We start from the raw sequence: 22880 nt of genomic DNA, 5'->3' as shown, positions 1-22880 counted from the left end.
ACACGCAAGATAAGCTGAATAGAACAAGAAAAGAGATTAAAATGGTTGAATATAATTCAAAAATTATTAGGTTCGATCACCATATAGAAATAATAAAATATGGAGAAAATCGAATAAGAATATTAGGTGAAAAATGTAAATCTAATCGAGTTTTGAAATGCGTTGACAGTGAAGAAGCAAAAAAACAACGAGTTTTAGAGCAAGCATATCGAATCAAAAGAAAAATTAAATATTATTGTCAAGCCAATGATTTTGATTTATTTTGGACACTTACACTTAACGATAGTAAGATAAACGCAAAAAATTATGTTTATTCAAGACAACGATTACAAGCATGGTTAAAGTATCAGCGTGAAAGATATGGGAAATTTGCTTATCTTTTCATACCAGAATTGCATAAGTCGGGGAGAATACATTTTCATGGTGTAACGGGTGGTTTATCGCCACCGCTTGTAGAGGCTCGTTATCCTAAAAATAAGAGGCTTATTAAAAAGAAAGGTATTCAGATTTACAATGCTGAAAATTGGCAGAATGGATTTAGTACGGTTTCCAAAATTCAAAATAAAGAAAAATCCGCTAATTATATCACAAAATATATTACAAAAGAGTTGCTCGAAATGCCAAGTGCATTTCATCAACCTAGATACTTTGTAAGTCGAGGTTTGAAACAACCTGAAATTTCTTATGTCGAGCTTACAGATAGCTATTTTAAAGATTTTAAGCCATCATTTGTTGTTGGTGAAAAGAATTCACTTGAAAATAAATTTGAAGCCGATATTTCTATCTATCGAATGGATATTTCAGAAGATGGGGAACTACTTCAAAATAGTTTTACAGAAACAGTTTGGAAATTAAAACAAACAAAAAGCCCTGACGGCAATCAGGACTTCTAAAAATAATTTTGCAATGTCATTATATCATATTGCGGTATAAGTGACAGATCGAGGTGTGATATGAAAGTAAAGTTTGTACCAGTTGCTAATAGTCGAGCAGAATGGGGAAATAAAAGTGCCATTTTGCAACGCTACGAAGGATTAAATATCTATACGCTTAATCGTTGGATTTCAGAAATGCGTAATAATAAAAAGTTTAGATCTGGTGTTATCAATCCAACACATAAAATAGTATTTATTAGTTTTGAAATTTTTGAGGAATTTTTATACTGGAAACAATATGGATATTCAAAAGTTAAGGCAAAATAACTGAGAAAATGATAAAATAGGATTGGCTAATCATAATTCTATTTTATCTTTTTTCTTATTATAGCTTGGAAAGGATAAAATATGTATTTTGAAGAAAGAAAAAATAAAAATGGAGAGAGTTTTTATGTAGCTGTAGAACGCTATGTTGACCCTCTAACAGGGAAGAAAAAACGTGCCTCAGTCGTTTATCGGACTAATACTGTTCGAGCGAGAAGGCAAGCAGAACGAGAGCTGGTCGATAAGATTGATGACTTGATTTCAAAAAAACAAGGCTATTTTCAAGGGAAATCAATGCTAACTTTTTACGACTTAAAGAATAGTTGGTTTGATACTTGGAGAACAGCTGTAAAACCTCAGACTGTAAAACGTGAGGTACTTGTGATTGATAGGCTTTCGGAGTTGATAGCTGATGATATTCTACTTGAGAAAATAACGCCACTATTAATTCAGAATTGCTTAAATGAATATCGAGAAAAATATCATTCAACGCATTCTACTATGCAACATATTAAATGTACTCTGAATAAAATATTTGATTATGGTGTTCTCCATAATGTAATAGGGTTTTCTCCATCAAGAGTAGTAAAGCTTAGTGCTACTGTTGAAGAAAAGCGAGCTAAGAAAATTAGGCTTGAAAAGAAGTTTTTAGATGAACGAGAAGTTGAAGCCTTACTTTCAGAACTTAAAGGGCGTCGAAATCAAAATTATTATGACTTAGCACTTTTTTTAATCGGTACTGGTTGTCGAATTGGAGAGGCTTCCGCTTTGACTGAATCTGATATTGATTTTGAAAATCATTTAGTTACGATTGATAAATCTTTACAGGCTCATGATTTAAAAGTGGATGACTTTTATCTAGATACTACTAAAACTGAAGCAGGCGAACGAGTGGAACAACTTCCTGAATTTGTGATGCAAGCCCTAAAAAGAGTGATTAAACGTAATAAGCAATTTGAAAAACATATGGAGAATTTCCCCTCAGAAGTTTTTAGACAATCGGACTTCCTTTTCAAAACAGAATATGGTGCACCAATTACTTCTCACAGTTTCAGGGAAATCTTAGGACGTATAAACAAGGTGCTACAAATAGAATGCCAAGAAAAGTATGGCTTTGAATGGATAAAAAACGCTGTTCCGCATAGTTTTCGTCATATCCATATTACAGTTCTGCGTAATGATCCAAATATCCCACTTAAAGAAATCCAAGCCCGTGTGGGACATGTTCAAGTGGAAACAACGAATGGATACACTCATTTAATGAATAATTCTCAAGAAAAATCAGTAGAAGCAATTAGTCGCTTTGTTGAAAAAATGGACGTAGGTGAAAGTAAGGCGTAAAGTCGTATTTTTGCCCAAAAACTGCCCAAAAATAATAAGTTAAGGTATAAAGGGCTTTCAAAGCCTATATACAAAAGGAGTAATAAATAGTATGACAATTCAATGGTTCCCAGGGCATATGGCGAAAGCTCGCCGTCAAGTAACAGAAAATTTAAAGCTAGTCGATATCGTATTTGAACTAATCGATGCGCGTTTACCGATGTCATCACGTAATCCAATGCTAGATGATATTATTCACCAAAAAAATCGTTTACTTATTTTGAATAAAGCAGATATGGCTGATGAAGTACAAACAAAGCGTTGGGTCCAATATTTCACAGATAAAGGACATCATGTTGTTGCGGTCAATTCGCTTGATTCAAAAGGTTTAAAGCGTGTTGTAAAGGCAGCAGAAGCAGTGCTGAAGCCAAAATGGGATCGTATGCGTGCAAAAGGTTTAAAAACACGTGCTATTCGTGCGATGATTGTTGGAATTCCGAACGTTGGTAAATCTACAATGATTAACCGTTTAGCGAAGAAAAATATCGCAAGAACAGGTAATACACCAGGTGTGACGCGTTCACAACAATGGATTAAAGTTGAAAAAGAACTTGAATTACTTGATACGCCCGGAATTTTATGGCCGAAGTTTGAAGACCAAGAAGTAGGTTATAAGCTAGCTTTGACAGGCGCGATTAAAGATACGATTACGAACATGGATGATTTAGCGATTTATGGATTACGTTTCTTAGAAAAATACTATCCAACTCGTTTAGAAGAACGCTATAAAATTACAACTGTTGCAGAAGAAGTGGTGGAGACATTCGATCATATCGGACGTTTACGTAATGTAAAAGCAGCAGGTGGAGAAATCGACTATGATCAAGTATCGGAATTAATTGTACGCGATATTCGTAATGAGCATTTAGGAAAGTTAACATTCGATTTCGTCGAAGATTATGAATAATGCAATCTAAGGCTGTTCTTTCGCTATAATAAAGCGAGAGGGCAGTTTTTTTATATAAAAATAAGAAAAAGAACCGATAGAAAAGTTAGATGAGAGGGAATTAGATGAAGACAATTAAAGCGATTAAAGAAGCGTTAGCACAAGAACATACATGGCAAGAATGGATGACGGAACTTGAACAAGATGAACGAGAAGGTGTAAAGAAAGCACTGCAATCTTGGAAACGTCAGCAAGAAAAAAGAGAGAAGCTACAACAAGAGCATGAAGCAAAAATTCAATTTGATGATGCCTATCGTACACATGAAGGATCATACATTGCAGGAACGGATGAAGCAGGTCGTGGGCCACTAGCAGGACCTGTTGTGACTGCGGCAGTTATTTTACCAGCAAAATGTGATGCATTAATTGGGTTAAATGACTCGAAACAACTATCACTTGAAAAAAGAGAACAATTTATGCGACTCATTGAAGAACATGCTCTTGCAAGTTATATTCACTTTCAATCAGAAGAAGCAATTGATACATTGAATATTTACGAAGCGACAAGACAATCGATGAAGGCATCAATTGAAGGTTTATCAATTCAACCTGATTTTGTATTAGCCGATGCGATGACATTGGATATTACAATTCCACAAGAATCGGTTATTAAAGGAGATGCGAAAAGTTTAGCGATTGCTGCAGCTTCTATTTTAGCGAAAACCGCGCGTGATCATTATATGGAACAAATGGATGAAAAGTATCCAGGCTATGGATTTGCGAAACATGCGGGTTATGGCACAAAACAACATCTAGAAGCCATTCAACATTTAGGTGTGACACCGATTCATCGTAAGACATTTGAACCAATTAAATCGATGTTACAAAAGGAGTGAGAGAACTATGAATTTATCTGGTGTGAATGTGGGGCAAATTCAAGGAGCTGCGAATACTGCGCAACCTGTTTCGATGCAGGAAGGACAAGTGTTACACGGAACTATTAAAAAATTGTATCCAAATCAACAAGCTGAAATTAATATTGGTGGTCAGAAGATGATGGCGAAACTTGAAACACCAATGCAAGCAGGAAATACACATTTCTTTCAAGTAACCGCAACAACGCCCGATTTAACGTTAAAAATGGTTAGTGGTCCAGTTGATGAAAAAGCATCCTTAATGGATCAAACTAAACAAATGATTGATACGATGAAATTGCCACAAACCAAAGAGATGCAACAAATTGTGTCACAATTAGTTAAAAATAATATTCCATTTAATAAAGAGCAATTAATAGCAGCGGAACAATTATTAAAAGGTGCAAATGGTACTGAAAGACCTCAAGCATTGGATGCTTTACAAAAGATGATTGAATTGAAACTACCCATGACATCAACAAGTTTACAAGCCGTTATGGAAGGGAGTTTAAAAGGTGGTTTTACAAATTTACTTGGAAATTTAGAGCAATCAATTCGACTAGATGCACAATTAGCACCTCAATTAAAAGAAGCGATCTTACAACAGTTGGCACAGCTGAAGTCACCTTTAAGTGAACAAACTGGAAATATTGCACTTGGAAAATTACTTGGTAGTAATACACCAGAAGCAGGGCAAATTTTACAACAAGCGGGTGTTGGAGCAAAAGCGGAAACGACTGACATTGTAAAACAGTTATTTCAACAATTTAAGACGGAACCGAATGAAGCCATTCGTCAATTGTTACAACAGCCGATGACGAAAGAGAATTTGCAAAACTTATCGCAAGCGATTCAACAACATCCGACTTTAACAAAAGATCAACAACAAGCGATTCAGCAGGCGATTACGCGTATGCAATTAGCGCCGAGTGCATCGAATCAAGCGCAAGTCATTCAAGAAGTCACAACACAACTAGCAAGTGCGAAGGAGAGTATTCCTCAGTTGATGAGCCAACTGAAAAACGCAACAGCTGAAACGCAACCAGCGATTATTCAAAAATTAGCCACTGCTGTTGCAGAGAATCCAACTTTAACAATGCAACAAAAACAAGAAGTGATTGCACAATTAGGACAAGTGCAGAAGAATGGGGCTGAAAACGTCTTTAAAGCGCTTGTAACTGCTTTTTCAACACAAGTTGGTTTACAACCTACAGAAGAAGCAACAAGTCAATTAAGCCAATTACTAGGCGTTTCAAAAGACCAGTTAAGTTCACTTATGCAAAATTTAACACGTACATTGCAGCAACAATTGACACCTTTTGCACAGCAAATGTTACAAGATGTTGAAAATCTGCAAATGACCCAATTATCTGGACATGCTGTACAAGCTTCCATGAAAAAGACACTAAGTGAGCTTGGATTGAGTCTTGAAGCGAACATTTTACAATCGAACCCAGAGCAGGCGCAGCTCTCATCGACATTGAAATCACTCATGCATGCCCTTGTCCATGAAAATGTCACAAATTCGACAAGGAATTTAGCAGAGCAAGTAATTGGACGTATGAATGGACAACAATTACTGTCAATGGATCAAGGACAACAGCAACAAATCGTTATGCAAATCCCATTACAATTCTTCGGAAAACGAATTGATGCGACATTGCAGTGGTCAGGAAGCAAGAATAAGGATGGGAAAATAGACTCAAATTTTGCACGAATTATGTTCTATTTACATCTTGAAAATCTGCATGAAACGGTTATAGATATGCAAGTGCAAAGTCGCGTTGTGACGCTAAATATTTATACTGAAAATCAGCAAAGTCAAGGGATAATTGACCCTTTAAAAGAGGTGTTAAAGGCTCGATTAGCAGAGCAAGATTATCGCCTTTCAGGTGTTTTTCTGAAAAAGTTCGATGAGCCTAAACCAACTGTTAAACAACAGTCGAAAATCATCGGCAAAAGTGAAGATGGAGGGGTCGACTTTAGAATATGAAAAAAGAAAATCGTAAAGAAGCTGTCGCCTTATCATTTAATCCTGAACAATCAGAAGCACCAAAAGTCATTGCGAAGGGAAAGGGGCTTGTTGCGGACTCTATTTTGAACAAAGCACAAGAAAGTGGTGTGCCAATTCAAGAGGATCCAAACCTAGTACAGTTATTAGGACAGTTAAATCTAAATGAATCTATCCCTGAAGAACTGTATCAAGCTGTAGCGGAAGTATTTGCATTTATTTACAAATTAGACCAAATTAATGGTAAAAATAAATAAAAAAAACACTGATTTTTTATGCGAAAATCAGTGTTTTTTTACATTAATTTAGAAAAAAGACGTATATTGAATGATATTTTAGCATAAAATAGATTGTGGACAACTTTTTGAATATTTAATACAATGGAGGAGAAGTAGCAATGCTTTACAATTGAGATGGGAGGCAATTTGATGAATATCCATGAATATCAAGGTAAAGAAATTCTTCGCCAATACGGGGTGGCGGTTCCGAAAGGACGCGTAGCTTTTTCTCCAGAGGAAGCAGTGAATGTGGCGAAAGAACTGAGCTCAGATGTTATGGTAGTAAAAGCTCAGATACATGCAGGGGGTCGAGGTAAAGCAGGCGGTGTTAAAATTGCGCGCAACCTTGAAGAAGTACGTGCTTATGCGAAAGAGTTATTAGGAAAAGTTCTTGTAACACATCAAACAGGTCCACAAGGTAAAGAAGTGAAACGACTGTATGTTGAAGAAGGTTCAGACATTAAGAAAGAATATTACTTAAGTTTAGTCGTAGACCGTCAAACATCACGCGTTACATTAATGGGTTCCGAAGAAGGCGGTATGAACATAGAAGAAGTCGCTGAAGAAACACCAGAAAAAATCTTCACAGAAGTAATTGATCCAGTGGTAGGTTTAACAGGTTTCCAAGCACGTCGTTTAGCGTTCAATATCAACATTCCAAAACACCTAGTAAATAAAGCTGTGAAATTAATGCTTGGTATTTACGAAGCATTCATTGATAAAGATGCATCAATTTTAGAAATTAACCCACTTGCTGTAACAGGTGATGATGAGGTAATCGCATTAGATGCGAAATTTAACTTTGATAGCAACGCATTATATCGTCATAAAGATATCGTCGAGTTACGTGACTACGATGAAGAAGATGAAAAGGAAATTGAAGCATCAAAATACGATTTAAGTTACATCGCATTAGATGGTAACATTGGTTGTATGGTAAATGGTGCTGGTTTAGCTATGGCTACTATGGATACAATTAGTTACTACGGTGGTTCACCGGCTAACTTCTTGGACGTTGGGGGCGGTGCTTCTGCTGAAAAAGTAAAAGAAGCATTTAAAATTATCCTTTCTGACCAACAAGTTAAAGGTATTTTCGTTAATATCTTTGGTGGGATTATGAAGTGTGACGTAATTGCTGAAGGTGTAGTAAAAGCAGCTTCAGAACTAGGATTAGAAGTACCGCTTGTTGTGCGTTTAGAAGGTACAAACGTAACAAAAGGTAAAGAAATTCTAAATGAATCAGGCTTAAATATTACTGCAGCTTCATCATTAGCAGATGGCGCAGAAAAAATCGTAAAACTTGTTGGATAAGAGAGGCGGACTATAAAATGGCTATTTTTATTGATAAAGATACAAAAGTGTTAGTTCAAGGGATTACAGGCTCTACAGCTCTTTTCCATACGAAGCAAATGCTTGAATATGGAACAAAAATTGTGGCAGGTGTTACACCAGGTAAAGCAGGCACAGTAGTTGAAGGTGTTCCGGTATTCAATACTGTTTCAGATGCAGTTGCAGAAACTGGTGCAAACGTATCCGTAATCTATGTACCAGCACCATTCGCAGCAGATGCAATTTTAGAAGCTGTAGACGCAGAATTAGATATGGTGATCTGTATTACAGAACATATTCCTGTAATCGATATGGTAAAAGTGAAACGTTATATGGAAGGCAAGAAAACACGTTTAATCGGACCAAACTGCCCAGGTGTTATTACAGCAGATGAGTGTAAAATCGGTATTATGCCAGGATACATCCATACAAAAGGTCATGTAGGTGTTGTATCTCGTTCTGGTACATTAACGTATGAAGCAGTACATCAATTAACTGAAGCTGGAATTGGCCAAACGACAGCAGTTGGTATTGGTGGAGACCCAGTAAACGGTACAAACTTCGTGGATGTTTTAAAAGCATTTGAAGAAGATCCAGAAACATATGGTGTTGTAATGATTGGTGAGATTGGCGGTACAGCTGAGGAAGAAGCAGCTGAATTCGTTAAAAATCACATGACAAAACCAGTTGTCGGTTTCATCGGTGGTCAAACAGCACCTCCAGGAAAACGTATGGGTCATGCAGGCGCGATTATCTCAGGTGGTAAAGGTACAGCAGCTGACAAAATCAAGGCTTTAAATGAAGCCGGTATTGAAGTTGCACCAACACCAGCAGCAATCGGTGAAACATTTATTAAAGTTATTAAAGAAAAAGGTCTATACGAAAAGTGTAAAACACATTAAGATGTAAATAGATGAGCTAATTATTTTAGCTACGAGTAAACAGGAATCTTGCGCAAGCGGTTCCTGTTTTTCGTTGCTAGAAATCAGGTCATCTTTATATGAAGAGGAGGCGAATGCCATGCATTCATTTGACGCGGCACTTCACGCACTACATTATGTGCGTCAGTACCCACTGAATCGCTTGTACCCCTTATTACAAGTAGATCCAGAACTTGAAACCCTCCCTCATATGAAACCCTCACAACTTGCATACTATTTTCAAATTACATTAAAACAAGCAATACAACTTCATGCAGAATTCCATCAAGTTTACCAAACAGACTGGCATGCTTTTTATACAAAACAGCAGATAGTCCCAATCCCATTTTATAATGAACACTATCCTATTTCTTTACTAAATGTGTATGATCCACCCGCGATGCTTTACTGTAAAGGTGACATAACGTTATTGCAAAAATATAAAAAAATCGCTATAGTTGGTTCAAGAAAAGCTACCAATTATTCACAAAAATGTTTAACAGCTATCATACCACCTCTTATTTCGCAAAATATCGCGATTGTAAGCGGTTTAGCGAGAGGGGCAGATAGAATGGCTCATGAGACAACAATCGCTCATTTAGGCAATACTATAGCTGTTTTAGGAAATGGTTTACATTATCACTATCCGAGGGAACATAAAACATTGCAGCTAGAAATGGAAAAAAAACATCTCGTTTTAACAGAATATCCACCGCATATGCCACCTCAAAAGTGGCAGTTTCCGAAAAGAAATCGCATCATAAGTGGACTGAGTGATGGTATTGTACTAACTGAAGCAGAATTAAAGAGTGGAACAATGAGTACAGTTGAATATGGTTTGGATCACGGTAGAAATATTTTTTCAGTTCCTGGAGATATTTTTTCACCCCTCTCTGCAGGTCCAAATAAGTTGATATATGAGGGTGCAACGCCTGTTTTACATGGGCAACAAATAATAGAAGAAATGAAGAATAATTCATCACGAAAATGAAAAATGGTTGCAAAACTTGATTTTCTGTTATACATTTTGCAACAGGTAATTGTTTTCAAAATATGAAACTTCACCTCTACAAGGGGGCAAACACATGTCGGATTATTTAGTTATAGTGGAATCGCCCGCAAAAGCAAAAACAATCGAGCGATATTTAGGAAAAAAATATAAAGTAAAAGCTTCCATTGGTCATGTGCGTGATTTACCACGTAGCCAAACAGGAATTGATACAGAGAACAACTATGAACCGCGTTATATTACAATTCGAGGCAAAGGTCCTGTCTTACAGGAATTAAAAACAGCTGCTAAAAAAGCAAAAAAAATCTATCTCGCAGCCGATCCAGACCGCGAAGGAGAAGCGATTGCTTGGCATTTAGCAACTGCTTTAAATATTGATATTGAATCAGATTGTCGCGTTGTTTTTAATGAGATTACAAAAGATGCAATCAAAGAATCATTCAAACATCCACGTCCAATCGATTTAGACTTAGTTGATGCACAACAAGCACGTCGTATTTTAGACCGTCTTGTTGGATATAATATTAGTCCTTTACTATGGAAGAAAGTCAAAAAAGGTTTGTCAGCAGGTCGTGTTCAATCAATTGCACTGCGTCTGATTATTGACCGTGAAAACGAAATTAAAAACTTCCAACCAGAAGAATATTGGTCAATCGAAGCTTCTTTTGAAAAAGGTAAAAAAGTATTCGATGCAGCATTCTATGGTACGACAAGCGATAAAATTAAATTAACAAATGAAGCCGAAGTTCAAAACATATTAAAACAAATCAAAGGTGAAGATTTTGAAGTAGCAAAAGTTTTAAAGCGTGAGCGTAAGCGTAATGCAGCGCCGTCATTCACAACATCTTCTTTACAACAAGAAGCAGCGCGTAAATTAAACTTTAGAGCAAAGAAAACGATGATGTTAGCACAGCAATTATACGAAGGAATTGACCTTGGTAAAAAAGCAGGTGGCATTGTCGGGTTAATTACCTACATGCGTACAGACTCAACGCGTATTTCAGAAACAGCGAAAAAAGAAGCGCATGAATACATTCTTGAAAATTATGGTGAAGAATATACAACACCTGTTGAACAACAAGCGAAAAAATCTGAAAAGGCACAGGATGCCCATGAAGCAATTCGTCCAACATCAACAATGCGTCATCCGGATACATTAAAAACAGTTTTATCTCGTGACCAACTTCGTTTATACCGTTTAATTTGGGAACGATTCATCGCCAGTCAAATGGCTTCTGCTGTATTAGATACAGTAACAGCAGACTTACAAAACGGTGATTTACTATTCCGTGCAACTGGTTCACAAGTGAAGTTCCCAGGTTTCATGAAGGTATATATCGAAGGTTCAGATGACCAAAAAGAAGAAAAATCTAAAGATAAGTTATTACCACCGATGGAACAAGGCGATCTTGTTAAAACGGTTGAAATTGAACCGAAACAACATTTCACGCAGCCACCACCACGTTTTTCAGAGGCACGTCTTGTTAAAACGTTAGAAGAGCTAGGTATAGGTCGTCCATCTACGTATGCACCAACGCTAGATACAATTCAAAAGCGTGGTTATGTCACACTTGAAACAAAGCGCTTTGTACCAACGGAGCTAGGTGAAATTGTGCATAGTCTAGTGCTTGAATTCTTCTCAGACATTGTGAATATTGAATTTACAGCGAAGATGGAGAATGACTTAGACTTAATCGAAGAAGGACAAAAGCAGTGGGTAGAAGTCATTGATGAATTCTACAAAGACTTTGAAAAAGACTTGAAACATGCGGAAGTAGCGATGGAAAAAGTCGAAATCAAAGATGAACCTGCAGGAGAAGACTGTGAATTATGCGGTCATCCGATGGTATTCAAATTAGGTCGATACGGTAAATTCATGGCATGTAGCAACTTCCCAGAATGTCGTAACACAAAAGCGATTGTGAAGGAAATTGGTGTGAAATGTCCAACATGTAAAGAAGGCGAAATTGTTGAGCGTAAGAGTAAAACAAAACGTATCTTCTACGGTTGTAATCGTTATCCAGACTGTGACTTTGTATCATGGGATAAACCAATCAGTCGTCCATGTCCGAAATGTAACGAAATGCTTGTTGAAAAGAAAATCAAAAAAGGTGTTCAAATTCAATGTACGTCTTGTGACTACAAAGAAGAACCGACACAATAAAACAAATGAAGGAGTCGTTTTTAAACGGCTTCTTTTTCTATGTTAGGAACAATATTTCGCGTAAATAACACTTTCAAGCTAAGCTATTTTTATGATACAGTAAGCAAGAACATTTTATTTTAAGAAGTAGAGAAAGTAGGTCGTACAATCCATGACATATGTAAATGTAATTGGTGCTGGTTTAGCAGGTAGTGAAGCAGCATGGCAAATTGCCAAACGTGGTATTCAAGTAAAACTTTATGAGATGCGTCCAGTAAAACAAACACCGGCACATCATACAGATAAATTCGCAGAGCTTGTATGTTCAAACTCATTGCGCGCAAATAACTTAACAAATGCAGTTGGCGTAATTAAAGAAGAAATGCGTAAACTTGATTCAATTATTATTGAAGCAGCAGATTCTTGTTCAGTACCAGCAGGTGGCGCTTTAGCAGTTGACCGTCATGAGTTTGCTGGCTATGTAACAGAAAAAGTGAAAAATCACCCGCTTGTTGAAGTGATTCATGAGGAAGTAACTGAGATTCCGAAAGATGGTATTACCGTAATTGCAACAGGTCCGTTAACATCACCAGAACTTGCAAAATCTATTCAAGAGGCGACAGGACAAGACTATCTGTACTTCTATGATGCAGCAGCTCCAATCATTGAAAAAGATAGCATTGATATGGATAAAGTGTATTTAAAATCACGCTATGATAAAGGCGAGGCAGCATACCTAAACTGCCCAATGAACGAAGAAGAATTTAATGCTTTCCAACAAGCTTTAATTGAAGCAGAAGTAGCACCTTTAAAAGAATTTGAAAAAGAGAAGTATTTTGAAGGGTGTATGCCAATTGAAGTAATGGCAGCACGTGGTCCGAAAACGATGCTATTTGGTCCAATGAAGCCAGTAGGTTTAGAAGATCCTAAAACGGGCAAACGTCCACATGCCGTTGTTCAACTTCGTCAAGATGACGCAGCTGGAACACTATATAATATAGTAGGTTTCCAAACGCATCTAAAATGGGGCGAGCAAAAACGTGTATTCCAAATGATTCCTGGACTTGAGAATGTTGAAATCGTTCGTTATGGTGTCATGCACCGTAATACATTCATCAACTCACCAAAAGTATTAGCACCGACATATCAATTAAAATCACAACCGAACGTATTCTTTGCAGGTCAAATGACAGGTGTTGAAGGATATGTAGAGTCAGCTGGTAGTGGTCTAATTGCAGGGATTAATGCGGCGCATATGGCAATGGAACAAGATTTAAAAATCTTCCCTGCTGAAACAGCGCTTGGTAGTATGGCGCGCTATATTACAGAAGCAGATTCAAAACACTTCCAACCAATGAATGTAAACTTCGGTTTATTCCCAGCACTTGGTGAAAAAATTCGCTCAAAACAAGAACGCGGCGAAAAACATGCTGAACGTGCTTTAGCAAGTATTGAAGCATATATTGAGTCCGAAAAATTGTAAAAAAGTCCACCTAGTACGGACATTTGTTTGTATTAGAAAAAGATTTGATAAAGCCGAGCAAAGTTGATATACTTTGTTAGGCTTTTTTATTGTGTTTTTGACTTGTGTGCTATTTAATGGCATGTCCTTTTTTAGTACAGTTCACGAAAACGCCGTAAATCTACAGAAAATTAGCATAGTCAATATAATTTGAAGTGCTTTGACTTTCTTTTATTTTCTGATAATGCGAAAATAAAAGAAAGTATGGAAAACGAGGTGTTCAAATGCGTATTAGTCAACATGAAGCACTCCAACAATTTATTACATATATTCAGTTGGAGAAAAACTATTCTGCTCTAACATCTGAAGCGTATCAACAAGACTTACAAGAATTCTTTTCATTTTTAAAACAAGAACAAGTAACTACGCTAGAAGAAGTAGAATATGTACATGCGCGTTTGTTTGTCACACAACTATACAACGAAGAAAAAGCAAGGGCGACAATCTCACGAAAGATTTCGTCTATTCGTTCGTTCTTTCGCTTTTTAAACCGTGAGTTTCAGTTGAATGATGCATCTTTCCAATCGCTTTATCATCCTAAAAAAGAAAGTCGACTACCACGCTTTTTTTATGAGGAAGAATTGAAAATGCTATTTGAAGCAAATGAAGGGGAAACACCTAAAGAGAAAAGAGAACTCGCAATTTTGGAGTTATTATATGCAACAGGCATTCGCGTAAGTGAATTAACATCGATTCAATTAAAAGATGTTGATTTTTCATTAAGTATTTTACGCGTAATGGGGAAAGGGAGAAAAGAACGATATGTTCCTTTTGGACAATTTGCACACGAAGCTTTGCAACTGTATGTGACCGATGCGCGTCCTATTTTAATGAAGAAACAGCAACATGATTCGCTTTTTGTTAATATGAGAGGTGAGCCACTAACTGCTCGTGGTGTACGGTATATTTTGAATGAGATGGTAAAAAAAACAGAATTAACGACGACGATTTATCCACATATGATTCGTCATACATTTGCCACACATTTATTAAATCAAGGGGCAGACTTACGTACAGTGCAAGAGCTACTTGGACATGCAAGCTTATCATCTACACAGGTGTACACCCATGTCACGAAGGAACATCTTCGCAATACCTATATGAACGCTCATCCAAGAGCGTAAAATGACGAGGAGTGAGCAATATGGAATTACATGCAACAACGATTTTTGCAATCCAACATAAAGGGCAGAGTGCAATGGCTGGTGACGGTCAAGTAACACTCGGAAATTCAGTTGTAATGAAGCATACAGCAAGAAAAGTAAGACGATTGTTTAATGGACAAGTGCTTGCTGGTTTTGCAGGTTCTGTAGCAGATGCTTTTACGCTCTTTGAAATGTTTGAGGGTAAATTAGTTGAGTACAATGGTAACTTACAACGTGCAGCTGTAGAAGTAGCCAAGCAATGGCGCGGCGATAAAATGTTACAAAAATTAGAAGCACTTTTACTTGTAATGAACAAGGATACATTACTACTTGTGTCTGGTTCTGGAGAAGTAATTGAACCAGATGATGGGATTTTAGCAATCGGTTCAGGTGGGAATTATGCGTTATCAGCAGGTAGAGCTTTAAAACAATATGCAGGTGAACAAATGACAGCAAGAGAAATTGCAGAGGCTTCACTGAATATAGCTGCAGATATTTGTGTCTTTACAAACCATAATATTATTTTGGAGGACTTAGACATATGAATGAACAAACACCAAAACAAATGACAGAGTATCTCGATCGTTATATTGTCGGTCAAACGAATGCAAAAAAGTCTGTAGCGGTTGCATTACGTAATCGTTATAGAAGACAACTACTATCTGAAGAAATGCGCGAAGAAGTTGTACCGAAAAATATTTTAATGATTGGACCAACAGGTGTTGGTAAAACAGAAATTGCACGACGAATTGCAAAATTAGTTAAAGCACCTTTCTTAAAAATTGAAGCAACAAAATTCACAGAAGTCGGTTATGTGGGACGCGATGTAGAATCGATGGTACGTGATTTAGTCGAGGTGTCTGTTCGCCTTGTAAAAGAGGAAAAACGTGCAGAAGTAAAAGACGAAGCAGAAATATTAGCAAACGAAAAAATCGTGAAATTACTTGTACCAAGTCTCAAAAAGAAAAAGCAAGCAAATACGACGAATCCATTCGAAATGTTATTTGGTGGTCAACAACCTCAAGAAGAAGCTACTGAAGATGATCCACAAATTCGTGTTAAACGTTCTCAAGTGGCAGAAGATTTAAAAGCTTTGAAACTTGAACAAGAGATTGTAACGATCGAAGTGACAGAGCAACCTTCCAATATGCTAGGTGCTTTTACAGGTATGCCAGGTATGGATATGGGTGGTAATAATATTGGAGACTTACTGTCAAATATGATGCCATCACAGAAGAAAAAACGTAAAGTGACAGTGGAAGAAGCACGTCGTTTATTAACAATTGAAGAAGCAAATAAATTAATCGATGAAGATGAAGTATCGGCAGAGGCTGTTCGACGCGCAGAACAATCAGGAATTATCTTCATTGATGAAATCGATAAGATTGCTGTAAAAGGTAATAGTGGTGGTCCTGGTGTGTCACGTGAAGGTGTACAGCGTGATATTTTACCAATTGTTGAAGGTTCAACTGTGAATACAAAATACGGTAGTGTCCGTACAGACTTTATGCTATTTATCGCAGCAGGTGCATTCCACATGTCAAAACCATCTGATTTAATTCCAGAATTACAGGGACGATTCCCGATTCGCGTTGAATTAGATAAGCTGACAAAAGAAGATTTTGTACGCATTTTAAAAGAACCACATCATTCACTAATTACACAATATAAAGCACTTTTAGCAACAGAAGGTGTTGAAATTGACTTTACAGATGAAGCAGTTGATAAGTTAGCTGAAATTGCTTCAAAAGTAAATCAAGAGACGGATAATATTGGTGCACGCCGTCTGCACACTATTTTAGAAAAGTTATTAGAAGAATTATCATTTGAAGCTTCAGATATCTCACCAGCACATATTGATATCACGCCAGCTTATGTAGAGCAAAAATTAGGTGATATTGCTGAGGACAAAGATTTGTCAGAGTTTATCTTATAGTTTATAATGTAAATTGAACAAACAATTAAAAAACTTTTGAATTTTCTGTAAATAATAGAAAATTCATGGGAGGACATAAATCAATGAATTTATTAGAAAAAATCCGTAAAATTAACTCGATGCTACAAGCATCAGCTGGTAAAGCGGTTAACTTTAAGGAAATGGCGAATACTTTAGGTATGGTAATTGAAAGTAACGTATTCATCGTTAGTCGTAAAGGTAAGTTATTAGGTATTGAGATTAACCAACAAATTGAGAATGAACGTACTGCAAAAATGTTTGAAGAACGTCAATTCCCAGAAGATTATACAAAAAAACTATATGACTTTAGCGAAACTGTGTCGAATATCGACGTTGACGATGAACATACAGCATTCCCAGTTGAAAATCGTGATGTATTTAAAAACGGTTTAACAACAATCGTACCAATCAATGGTGCTGGTGAACGTTTAGGTACACTAATTCTTGCGCGCATTGATAACCGTTTTGAAGACGAGGATTTAATCCTTGCTGAGTACGGTGCAACTGTAGTTGGTATGGAGATTCTTCGTGAAAAAGCAGAGGAAATCGAAGAAGAAGCACGTTCAAAAGCTGTCGTACAAATGGCAATTAATTCATTATCTTATAGTGAGTTAGAAGCAATTGAGCATATCTTTGAAGAGTTAGATGGTTCTGAAGGTTTATTAGTTGCCTCTAAAATTGCAGATCGTGTAGGGATTACACGTTCAGTAATCGTAAACGCATTACGTAAGTTAGAGTCAGCAGGTGTAATTGAATCACGTTCTTTAGGTATGAAGGGAACATATATTAAAGTATTAAACGCAAAATTCCTAACAGCATTAGCTGAAATTAAAATGCGTTAATTAAAAGAATAAAAGCTTGAGGCACAAAGATGTTGTCTCAAGCTTTTTTTATTCCAAAGATATACAAATTTTTATTTTTGCGTTATATTTTGTTAGAAGGTAGAAGAATGGATTTTTAAAAAACAATATATCCCTTTAAAGTGCATATTTTCAATATTAAAATATGTATTTTTTGTGAAGTTAAAAAAAGGGGTAACAAAAAATAGTTGATATACCAACCTTCTTTATTGTTTTTTTGATAATTATTAAAATCTCTGAGATAAAAAAGTAAAAAAATATACTTTTTGAAAAAGCTTTGAAATGTTATAGTATTCACTTGAGGACGAGGTAACAGTAATTTTCTCATATGTTACAAATCGAAAAAAAGTCGTCTAGTAAAAAAGTCTTTCTAATTTTATGATGAAGTTTTTCAAACAAATTAATTTAGATTTTGGAGATTATTTTTAAGTGTTTCTAAATGAATTGAAAAGGACTTAAGGTGGGTGTAGAAAGTAACATGGTGATAGTGTAAACTTTTGAAAACAACATTGAGATGATGGAAAAACTTTTGTATGCAATAAAACTAGCTCGTGAACAATAAAATGAGCATTTATACCTATTCTAATATATCTAATATCAATAGACACTTTGGATTATCTTTATTACAATTATAATAGCTAAAGAAAAATTTCCTACGTAAATGAAAAAGTAATGAGGTGAGTTAATTGGATCTTTTTGGAGGAACAATTAAAAATCTGGAAAATGGATTGAATTATGCAACGGTCAGACAAAAAACAATTGCACAAAATATCGCAAATGTAGATACACCGAACTATAAAGCAAAATCAGTTAGTTTTAAAGACTTACTACAAGAAGCAAATAATAAAGCTTTAACAGCAAATCGTACAGATGCAAGACATATTAACTTTACTGGTGAATCGACAACACCAGGCGTATATAGCTATGCAAATTTAAAATACCGTCAAGATGGTAATGGTGTTGACATGGATACAGAACAAGCTAATTTAGCTAAAAACGCAATTTACTATAATGCTCTAATTGAACGAGTAAGTAGTAAGTTCAACACATTACAAACTGTGCTCAAGGGAGGTAACTAGAAATGTCGATTTTTCAAAGTTTAGATACGACTGGTTCAGCCTTAACAGCGCAACGTTTAAGAATGGATGTTATTTCATCTAATATGGCAAATGCTGAAACAACTCGCGCACGTCAAGTGAATGGTGAGTGGGAACCATATAGAAGAAAATCAGTTGTCCTGACAGCGCAAGAAGGTTCAGGGTCTTTTGCAAGCCATTTGAATGCAGCGATTGGCTCAAGTAGTAAGTCAGCAGGAAATGGCGTAAAGGTAACACGAATTTCAGAAGATAATGAAACACCTTTTAAATTATCATATGATCCAAGTAATCCAGATGCTGATGAACAAGGCTATGTGAGGTTACCAAACATTGATTCTTTAAAAGAGATGACAGATTTAATATCAGCAACACGATCGTATGAAGCAAATGTAACCGTATTTAATGCAAATAAAGCAATGTTAACAAAGGCTCTGGAAATAGGAAAATAATAAAAAATAGAAGGGGTGAATCCGATGGATGTTTCACAAGTAGGTCTTACACAACCGATTGCACCAACACTGAATCAAGCTGCACCAACCAATCAAGTTGAATCAAAAGTAAGTTTTGGAGACACATTGAAACAAGCGATTAATTCGGTAAACGAAGCACAACAAAAATCCGATTTAATGACGAATAAACTAATTGCAGGCCAAGACGTTGAACTATCAGATGTTATGATTACTGCTCAAAAAGCAAGCGTCACATTAAATACAGCATTGCAAATTAGAAATAAAGCAGTAGAAGCTTATCAAGAAATTATGCGAATGTCTGTTTAATTTGTAGCAAAGACGTATTTAATGTAATCGGAGGCCAAACATGATATGAATGAAAGAATAACCAAACTAAGAACCGATTTGACTAATTTTTGGAAGAGTAGGTCAAAACGACAAAAAGGAACAATGATTGGTTTATTAGCAGCCATTATTATTGGTGCAGCACTCATTACATACTTTATGACACGTGTAACGTATTCACCATTATATTCAAATTTGACAGCGGCAGAAGTGGGTCAAATCAAAGCACAATTAGATACACAGGGTGTTAAGTATGAAATTACTGCAGGTGGTACAGCTATTTCAGTACCATCAGATAAAGTAGATGAATTGGTAGTAAACTTAGCTGCTCAAGGTCTTCCAAAGAGCGGTGAAATTGATTATTCATTTTTCTCACAAAATGCAAGTTTTGGTATGACGGATAATGAATTTAATGTTATTAAAGTAGCATCTATTCAAACTGAATTAGCGAATTTAATGAAAAACATCGATGGTGTTAAAGATGCTAAAGTTATGTTGAACTTACCAGAACAAAGTACATTTGTTAGTGAAAGTGATAAAAATAAAGATGCGAGTGCTTCTATTGTTTTAAATACAGCACCTGGACAGCAGTTTAGTGAAGAACAAATTCGTACATTATACAACCTAGTAGCTAAAAGTGTGCCGAATCTAAGTACTGATAATATTGTCATTACGAATCAATACAATGAATATTTTGATTTAGCAGGTGGCGATGCAGAATCATCGAATGTAGCGAATGCAGGAAATCAATTGGCAGTTAAAAAGCAAATTGAAAGAGATTTACAACGTCAAGTACAAGGTCTACTAAGTAATATTATGGGTAACGGAAAAGCAATTGTAACAGTTACTTCTGATATTGACTTTACAAAAGAGAATCGTGAAGAAAATTTAGTTGAACCAGTAGACAAAGAGAATATGTCCGGTATCGAAATTAGCGCTCAAAAAATCAATGAAACATATACAGGGAATGCAGCTGGTGCAACTGGAACACCAGAAGCTGAAACAAATACAGATAATTTTACAAACTATCAAGAAGGAACAAGTAATGGTAATGGTGATTACGAAAAAACTTCTGAAACAGTAAATAAAGAAGTGAATCGAATTAAACGTCAGATTGTAGAAAGTCCATATCGTATTCGTGATTTAGGCATTCAAGTGGTAGTTGAACCACCAACAGCCGATGATCCAGCTTCATTAGATCCAGCAACGCAAAATGATATTAAAACGATGTTAGATTCAGTTGTTCGTACATCGATTGATAAGAGTTCGGCAGGAACATTATCTGACGAAGCAGTTGACCAAAAAGTAACCGTTTCTGTGCAACAATTAAACGGTAAACCAGATACAACACCGAATACAACACCAGCGATTCCTTGGTGGGTATGGGTAATTGGCGGTATTTTAGTAGTTGTTATTGGACTATTAGCGTTCTTCATTATTCGCTCACGTCGTCGTCAGAACGAAGAGGAGTACGAGGAGTACGATGAAGAATTTGATGAGATTAATGTAGATGATATATCAGATGAAAAAGAGACAGAAGGCACTGTGAGAAGAAAACAACTTGAAAAAATGGCGAAAGAAAAACCAGAAGACTTCGCTAAGTTACTTCGATCATGGATTTCTGAAGAATAGGAATGGGAGGTTAATGCAGTGGCAACAAAGAAAGAGAAAGAATTATCTGGCAAACAGAAAGCTGCACTCTTGTTAATTTCTTTGGGACCTGAGGTGTCGGCATCGGTTTATAAACATTTAAATGAAGAAGAAATCGAACGTTTAACATTAGAAATTTCGAGTGTAAAGCGTGTTGAACCCGAAATTAAAGAAGAAATTATAGAAGAGTTTCATAATATTGCATTAGCGCAAGATTATATTTCACAAGGCGGTATTGGTTATGCCAAAACCGTATTAGAAAAAGCACTTGGAAACGATCAAGCACAGGCGATTATTAATCGCCTAACTTCTTCTTTACAAGTACGACCTTTTGATTTTGCTCGTCGTACAGATCCAGCGCAAATTTTCAACTTTATTCAAAATGAGCATCCACAAACAATTGCTTTAATTTTGTCTTATCTCGAACCGCAACAAGCGGGAACGATTTTATCATCGTTACCACAAGAAGTTCAAGCAGACATCGCGAAGCGTATTGCGACGATGGAATCGACTTCACCTGAAGTAATTAGTGAGATTGAGTCTGTTTTAGAGCGAAAGCTATCGTCTACAATGACACAAGATTACACAGAAACAGGCGGCGTAGATGCAGTTGTAGAAGTACTAAATGGTGTAGACCGTCAAACAGAAAAAACAATTTTGGATGCACTCGAGATTCAAGATCCAGAGCTTGCAGAAGAAATCAAAAAACGCATGTTTGTATTCGAAGATATCGTCACATTGGACAACCGTTCGATTCAACGTGTTATTCGTGATGCGGAAAATGCTGATTTAATGTTAGCGATGAAAGTATCGAGCGAAGATGTGAAAAGTATTCTATTTAAAAATATGTCACAACGTATGGCAGAGACATTCCAAGAAGAGATGGAAGTTATGGGTCCTGTTCGTTTGCGTGATGTCGAAGAAGCACAAACAAGAATCGTTGCTATTACAAGACGTTTAGAAGACGCAGGCGAAATTATTATTGCTCGTGGCGGAGGAGATGACGTCATTGTCTAGAATTATTCGTTCCACAGCTGAAGAATCAAATATACGTGAAATTAAAATTCGTAATTTTTCTTTTACAGAAGAATTAGAAACAGATGAAATAGAAGGAAATATGTCTGTGACCTCTATTTTAGATGAACAAAATCGTATTCGACAAAGCTTTGAAGAAGAAGTAGCAAGTACGCGTGCACAAATGGCACAAGAACAACAAGCGCTTCAAGAAAGCTTGGCACAACAACGTCAAGCTTGGGAACAAGAGAAACAACAACTACAACAACAAGCATATGAAGAAGGTTTTCAAAAAGGCTATGTAGATGGCGAAATGAAAATTCGTGAAGATTTGCAACAAAAAGTAAATGAAGCAAATCAATTAGTTCATGCAGCTGTTGAAAATGGAAATGTGTATTTACAAGAACAAGAACGTATTATTTTAGATTTAGCAATTCAGTCTGCAAATCGAATTATTGGGCGCAAAATAGAAGAAAATCCAGATGTATTTTTAGATATTGTGAAGCGTGCATTGGTAGAGGCAAGAGAATCGGAGTTTATTAAAGTATTTACTTCAAGTACATACTATTCATATGTAACGAGTAAGCGAGATGAGCTCGAAACACTTTTACCACCTAATTTATTGTTTACAGTATTTGTCGATGAGCAGTTAGATGAAACAGCATGTTATATCGAAAGTAATCATGGGCGTATGATTGTTACATTAGATGAGCAACTAAATGAATTAAAGAAAATATTATTAGCAATTTTAGAAAGTGAGGATTGAACGTGA

The 22880-nt window shown here is 36.2% G+C and carries 22 protein-coding genes; all 22 read left to right on the top strand.

Annotated elements, in window-relative coordinates; all coding sequences use genetic code 11:
• Positions 1-41: 41 nt before the first annotated feature.
• A complete protein-coding gene (locus ACKVQX_RS01540) occupies positions 42-893 on the top strand; it encodes a hypothetical protein (RefSeq protein WP_409135957.1) in 852 nt (283 codons plus the stop codon).
• A 60-nt stretch (positions 894-953) separates the two neighbouring features.
• Complete coding sequence (locus ACKVQX_RS01535) at positions 954-1202, top strand: DNA-binding protein (RefSeq protein WP_165713594.1); 249 nt, start codon at positions 954-956, stop codon at positions 1200-1202.
• An 81-nt stretch (positions 1203-1283) separates the two neighbouring features.
• Positions 1284-2540: a tyrosine-type recombinase/integrase gene (locus tag ACKVQX_RS01530; protein ID WP_409135956.1), complete on the top strand. Its 1257-nt coding sequence runs from the start codon at positions 1284-1286 to the stop codon at positions 2538-2540.
• Between the two features lie 91 nt (positions 2541-2631).
• Positions 2632-3486, top strand: coding sequence for a ribosome biogenesis GTPase YlqF (ylqF, locus tag ACKVQX_RS01525; RefSeq protein WP_068454930.1), 855 nt, complete (start codon positions 2632-2634; stop codon positions 3484-3486).
• Positions 3487-3590: 104 nt separating this feature from the next.
• Positions 3591-4361 carry a ribonuclease HII gene (locus ACKVQX_RS01520; protein ID WP_087680173.1) on the top strand — a complete coding sequence of 257 codons (771 nt, stop codon included), beginning with the start codon at positions 3591-3593 and terminating at the stop codon, positions 4359-4361.
• A gap of 7 nt (positions 4362-4368) precedes the next feature.
• On the top strand, positions 4369-6372 hold the full coding sequence (locus ACKVQX_RS01515) for a hypothetical protein (RefSeq protein WP_087680172.1): 2004 nt from the start codon (positions 4369-4371) through the stop codon (positions 6370-6372).
• Complete coding sequence (locus tag ACKVQX_RS01510) at positions 6369-6647, top strand: EscU/YscU/HrcU family type III secretion system export apparatus switch protein (RefSeq protein ID WP_087680171.1); 279 nt, start codon at positions 6369-6371, stop codon at positions 6645-6647. Before ACKVQX_RS01515 ends, ACKVQX_RS01510 begins: the two co-directional genes overlap by 4 nt.
• A gap of 171 nt (positions 6648-6818) precedes the next feature.
• Positions 6819-7979 (top strand): ADP-forming succinate--CoA ligase subunit beta, encoded by a 1161-nt coding sequence (gene sucC / locus ACKVQX_RS01505; protein ID WP_068454917.1) that lies wholly within the window; start codon positions 6819-6821, stop codon positions 7977-7979.
• Positions 7980-7996: 17 nt separating this feature from the next.
• Positions 7997-8899, top strand: coding sequence for a succinate--CoA ligase subunit alpha (gene sucD, locus ACKVQX_RS01500; RefSeq protein WP_068454914.1), 903 nt, complete (start codon positions 7997-7999; stop codon positions 8897-8899).
• A gap of 118 nt (positions 8900-9017) precedes the next feature.
• Positions 9018-9908, top strand: a complete 891-nt coding sequence (gene dprA, locus ACKVQX_RS01495; RefSeq protein WP_409135955.1) for a DNA-processing protein DprA — start codon at positions 9018-9020, stop codon at positions 9906-9908.
• Between the two features lie 94 nt (positions 9909-10002).
• Entirely contained in the window at positions 10003-12090 is a 2088-nt protein-coding gene (topA, locus tag ACKVQX_RS01490) for a type I DNA topoisomerase (protein ID WP_087680169.1), read from the top strand.
• Positions 12091-12241: 151 nt separating this feature from the next.
• The gene (trmFO, locus tag ACKVQX_RS01485) at positions 12242-13552 is read left to right on the top strand and encodes an FADH(2)-oxidizing methylenetetrahydrofolate--tRNA-(uracil(54)-C(5))-methyltransferase TrmFO (protein ID WP_409135954.1); all 1311 of its coding nucleotides are present in this window, start codon (positions 12242-12244) and stop codon (positions 13550-13552) included.
• 263 nt (positions 13553-13815) lie between these two features.
• The gene (gene xerC, locus ACKVQX_RS01480; protein ID WP_068454902.1) at positions 13816-14715 is read left to right on the top strand and encodes a tyrosine recombinase XerC; all 900 of its coding nucleotides are present in this window, start codon (positions 13816-13818) and stop codon (positions 14713-14715) included.
• Between the two features lie 20 nt (positions 14716-14735).
• Positions 14736-15281 (top strand): ATP-dependent protease subunit HslV, encoded by a 546-nt coding sequence (gene hslV / locus ACKVQX_RS01475; protein ID WP_068454899.1) that lies wholly within the window; start codon positions 14736-14738, stop codon positions 15279-15281.
• On the top strand, positions 15278-16672 hold the full coding sequence (gene hslU / locus ACKVQX_RS01470; protein ID WP_068454896.1) for an ATP-dependent protease ATPase subunit HslU: 1395 nt from the start codon (positions 15278-15280) through the stop codon (positions 16670-16672). The genes hslV and hslU overlap by 4 nt, the downstream gene beginning before the upstream one ends.
• Before the next feature lie 83 nt (positions 16673-16755).
• Positions 16756-17535 carry a GTP-sensing pleiotropic transcriptional regulator CodY gene (gene codY / locus ACKVQX_RS01465; RefSeq protein ID WP_068454893.1) on the top strand — a complete coding sequence of 260 codons (780 nt, stop codon included), beginning with the start codon at positions 16756-16758 and terminating at the stop codon, positions 17533-17535.
• Positions 17536-18239: 704 nt separating this feature from the next.
• On the top strand, positions 18240-18632 hold the full coding sequence (gene flgB / locus ACKVQX_RS01460) for a flagellar basal body rod protein FlgB (RefSeq protein WP_068454890.1): 393 nt from the start codon (positions 18240-18242) through the stop codon (positions 18630-18632).
• 2 nt (positions 18633-18634) lie between these two features.
• Positions 18635-19099 (top strand): flagellar basal body rod protein FlgC, encoded by a 465-nt coding sequence (flgC, locus tag ACKVQX_RS01455; protein WP_068454887.1) that lies wholly within the window; start codon positions 18635-18637, stop codon positions 19097-19099.
• Between the two features lie 24 nt (positions 19100-19123).
• The gene (fliE, locus tag ACKVQX_RS01450) at positions 19124-19426 is read left to right on the top strand and encodes a flagellar hook-basal body complex protein FliE (protein WP_087680168.1); all 303 of its coding nucleotides are present in this window, start codon (positions 19124-19126) and stop codon (positions 19424-19426) included.
• A gap of 45 nt (positions 19427-19471) precedes the next feature.
• On the top strand, positions 19472-21076 hold the full coding sequence (gene fliF, locus ACKVQX_RS01445) for a flagellar basal-body MS-ring/collar protein FliF (protein WP_409135953.1): 1605 nt from the start codon (positions 19472-19474) through the stop codon (positions 21074-21076).
• An 18-nt stretch (positions 21077-21094) separates the two neighbouring features.
• A complete protein-coding gene (gene fliG / locus ACKVQX_RS01440; protein ID WP_068454878.1) occupies positions 21095-22111 on the top strand; it encodes a flagellar motor switch protein FliG in 1017 nt (338 codons plus the stop codon).
• The gene (gene fliH / locus ACKVQX_RS01435; protein ID WP_409135952.1) at positions 22104-22874 is read left to right on the top strand and encodes a flagellar assembly protein FliH; all 771 of its coding nucleotides are present in this window, start codon (positions 22104-22106) and stop codon (positions 22872-22874) included. The genes fliG and fliH overlap by 8 nt, the downstream gene beginning before the upstream one ends.
• The last annotated feature ends 6 nt before the right edge of the window (positions 22875-22880 follow it).

It is taken from the genome of Kurthia sp. ISK08 (assembly GCF_046159805.1).
Lineage (GTDB): Bacteria > Bacillota > Bacilli > Bacillales_A > Planococcaceae > Kurthia > Kurthia gibsonii.
Note: the sequence above shows the minus strand (reverse complement) of the source record. Positions and strands in the feature narration are given on the sequence as shown.

Coding starts and splice junctions, on each gene's coding strand:
- ACKVQX_RS01540 (WP_409135957.1), top strand. CDS start 42: ATGGTTGAATATAATTCAAAAATTATTAGGTTCGATCACCATATAGAA.
- ACKVQX_RS01535 (WP_165713594.1), top strand. CDS start 954: ATGAAAGTAAAGTTTGTACCAGTTGCTAATAGTCGAGCAGAATGGGGA.
- ACKVQX_RS01530 (WP_409135956.1), top strand. CDS start 1,284: ATGTATTTTGAAGAAAGAAAAAATAAAAATGGAGAGAGTTTTTATGTA.
- ylqF (WP_068454930.1), top strand. CDS start 2,632: ATGACAATTCAATGGTTCCCAGGGCATATGGCGAAAGCTCGCCGTCAA.
- ACKVQX_RS01520 (WP_087680173.1), top strand. CDS start 3,591: ATGAAGACAATTAAAGCGATTAAAGAAGCGTTAGCACAAGAACATACA.
- ACKVQX_RS01515 (WP_087680172.1), top strand. CDS start 4,369: ATGAATTTATCTGGTGTGAATGTGGGGCAAATTCAAGGAGCTGCGAAT.
- ACKVQX_RS01510 (WP_087680171.1), top strand. CDS start 6,369: ATGAAAAAAGAAAATCGTAAAGAAGCTGTCGCCTTATCATTTAATCCT.
- sucC (WP_068454917.1), top strand. CDS start 6,819: ATGAATATCCATGAATATCAAGGTAAAGAAATTCTTCGCCAATACGGG.
- sucD (WP_068454914.1), top strand. CDS start 7,997: ATGGCTATTTTTATTGATAAAGATACAAAAGTGTTAGTTCAAGGGATT.
- dprA (WP_409135955.1), top strand. CDS start 9,018: ATGCATTCATTTGACGCGGCACTTCACGCACTACATTATGTGCGTCAG.
- topA (WP_087680169.1), top strand. CDS start 10,003: ATGTCGGATTATTTAGTTATAGTGGAATCGCCCGCAAAAGCAAAAACA.
- trmFO (WP_409135954.1), top strand. CDS start 12,242: ATGACATATGTAAATGTAATTGGTGCTGGTTTAGCAGGTAGTGAAGCA.
- xerC (WP_068454902.1), top strand. CDS start 13,816: ATGCGTATTAGTCAACATGAAGCACTCCAACAATTTATTACATATATT.
- hslV (WP_068454899.1), top strand. CDS start 14,736: ATGGAATTACATGCAACAACGATTTTTGCAATCCAACATAAAGGGCAG.
- hslU (WP_068454896.1), top strand. CDS start 15,278: ATGAATGAACAAACACCAAAACAAATGACAGAGTATCTCGATCGTTAT.
- codY (WP_068454893.1), top strand. CDS start 16,756: ATGAATTTATTAGAAAAAATCCGTAAAATTAACTCGATGCTACAAGCA.
- flgC (WP_068454887.1), top strand. CDS start 18,635: ATGTCGATTTTTCAAAGTTTAGATACGACTGGTTCAGCCTTAACAGCG.
- fliE (WP_087680168.1), top strand. CDS start 19,124: ATGGATGTTTCACAAGTAGGTCTTACACAACCGATTGCACCAACACTG.
- fliF (WP_409135953.1), top strand. CDS start 19,472: ATGAATGAAAGAATAACCAAACTAAGAACCGATTTGACTAATTTTTGG.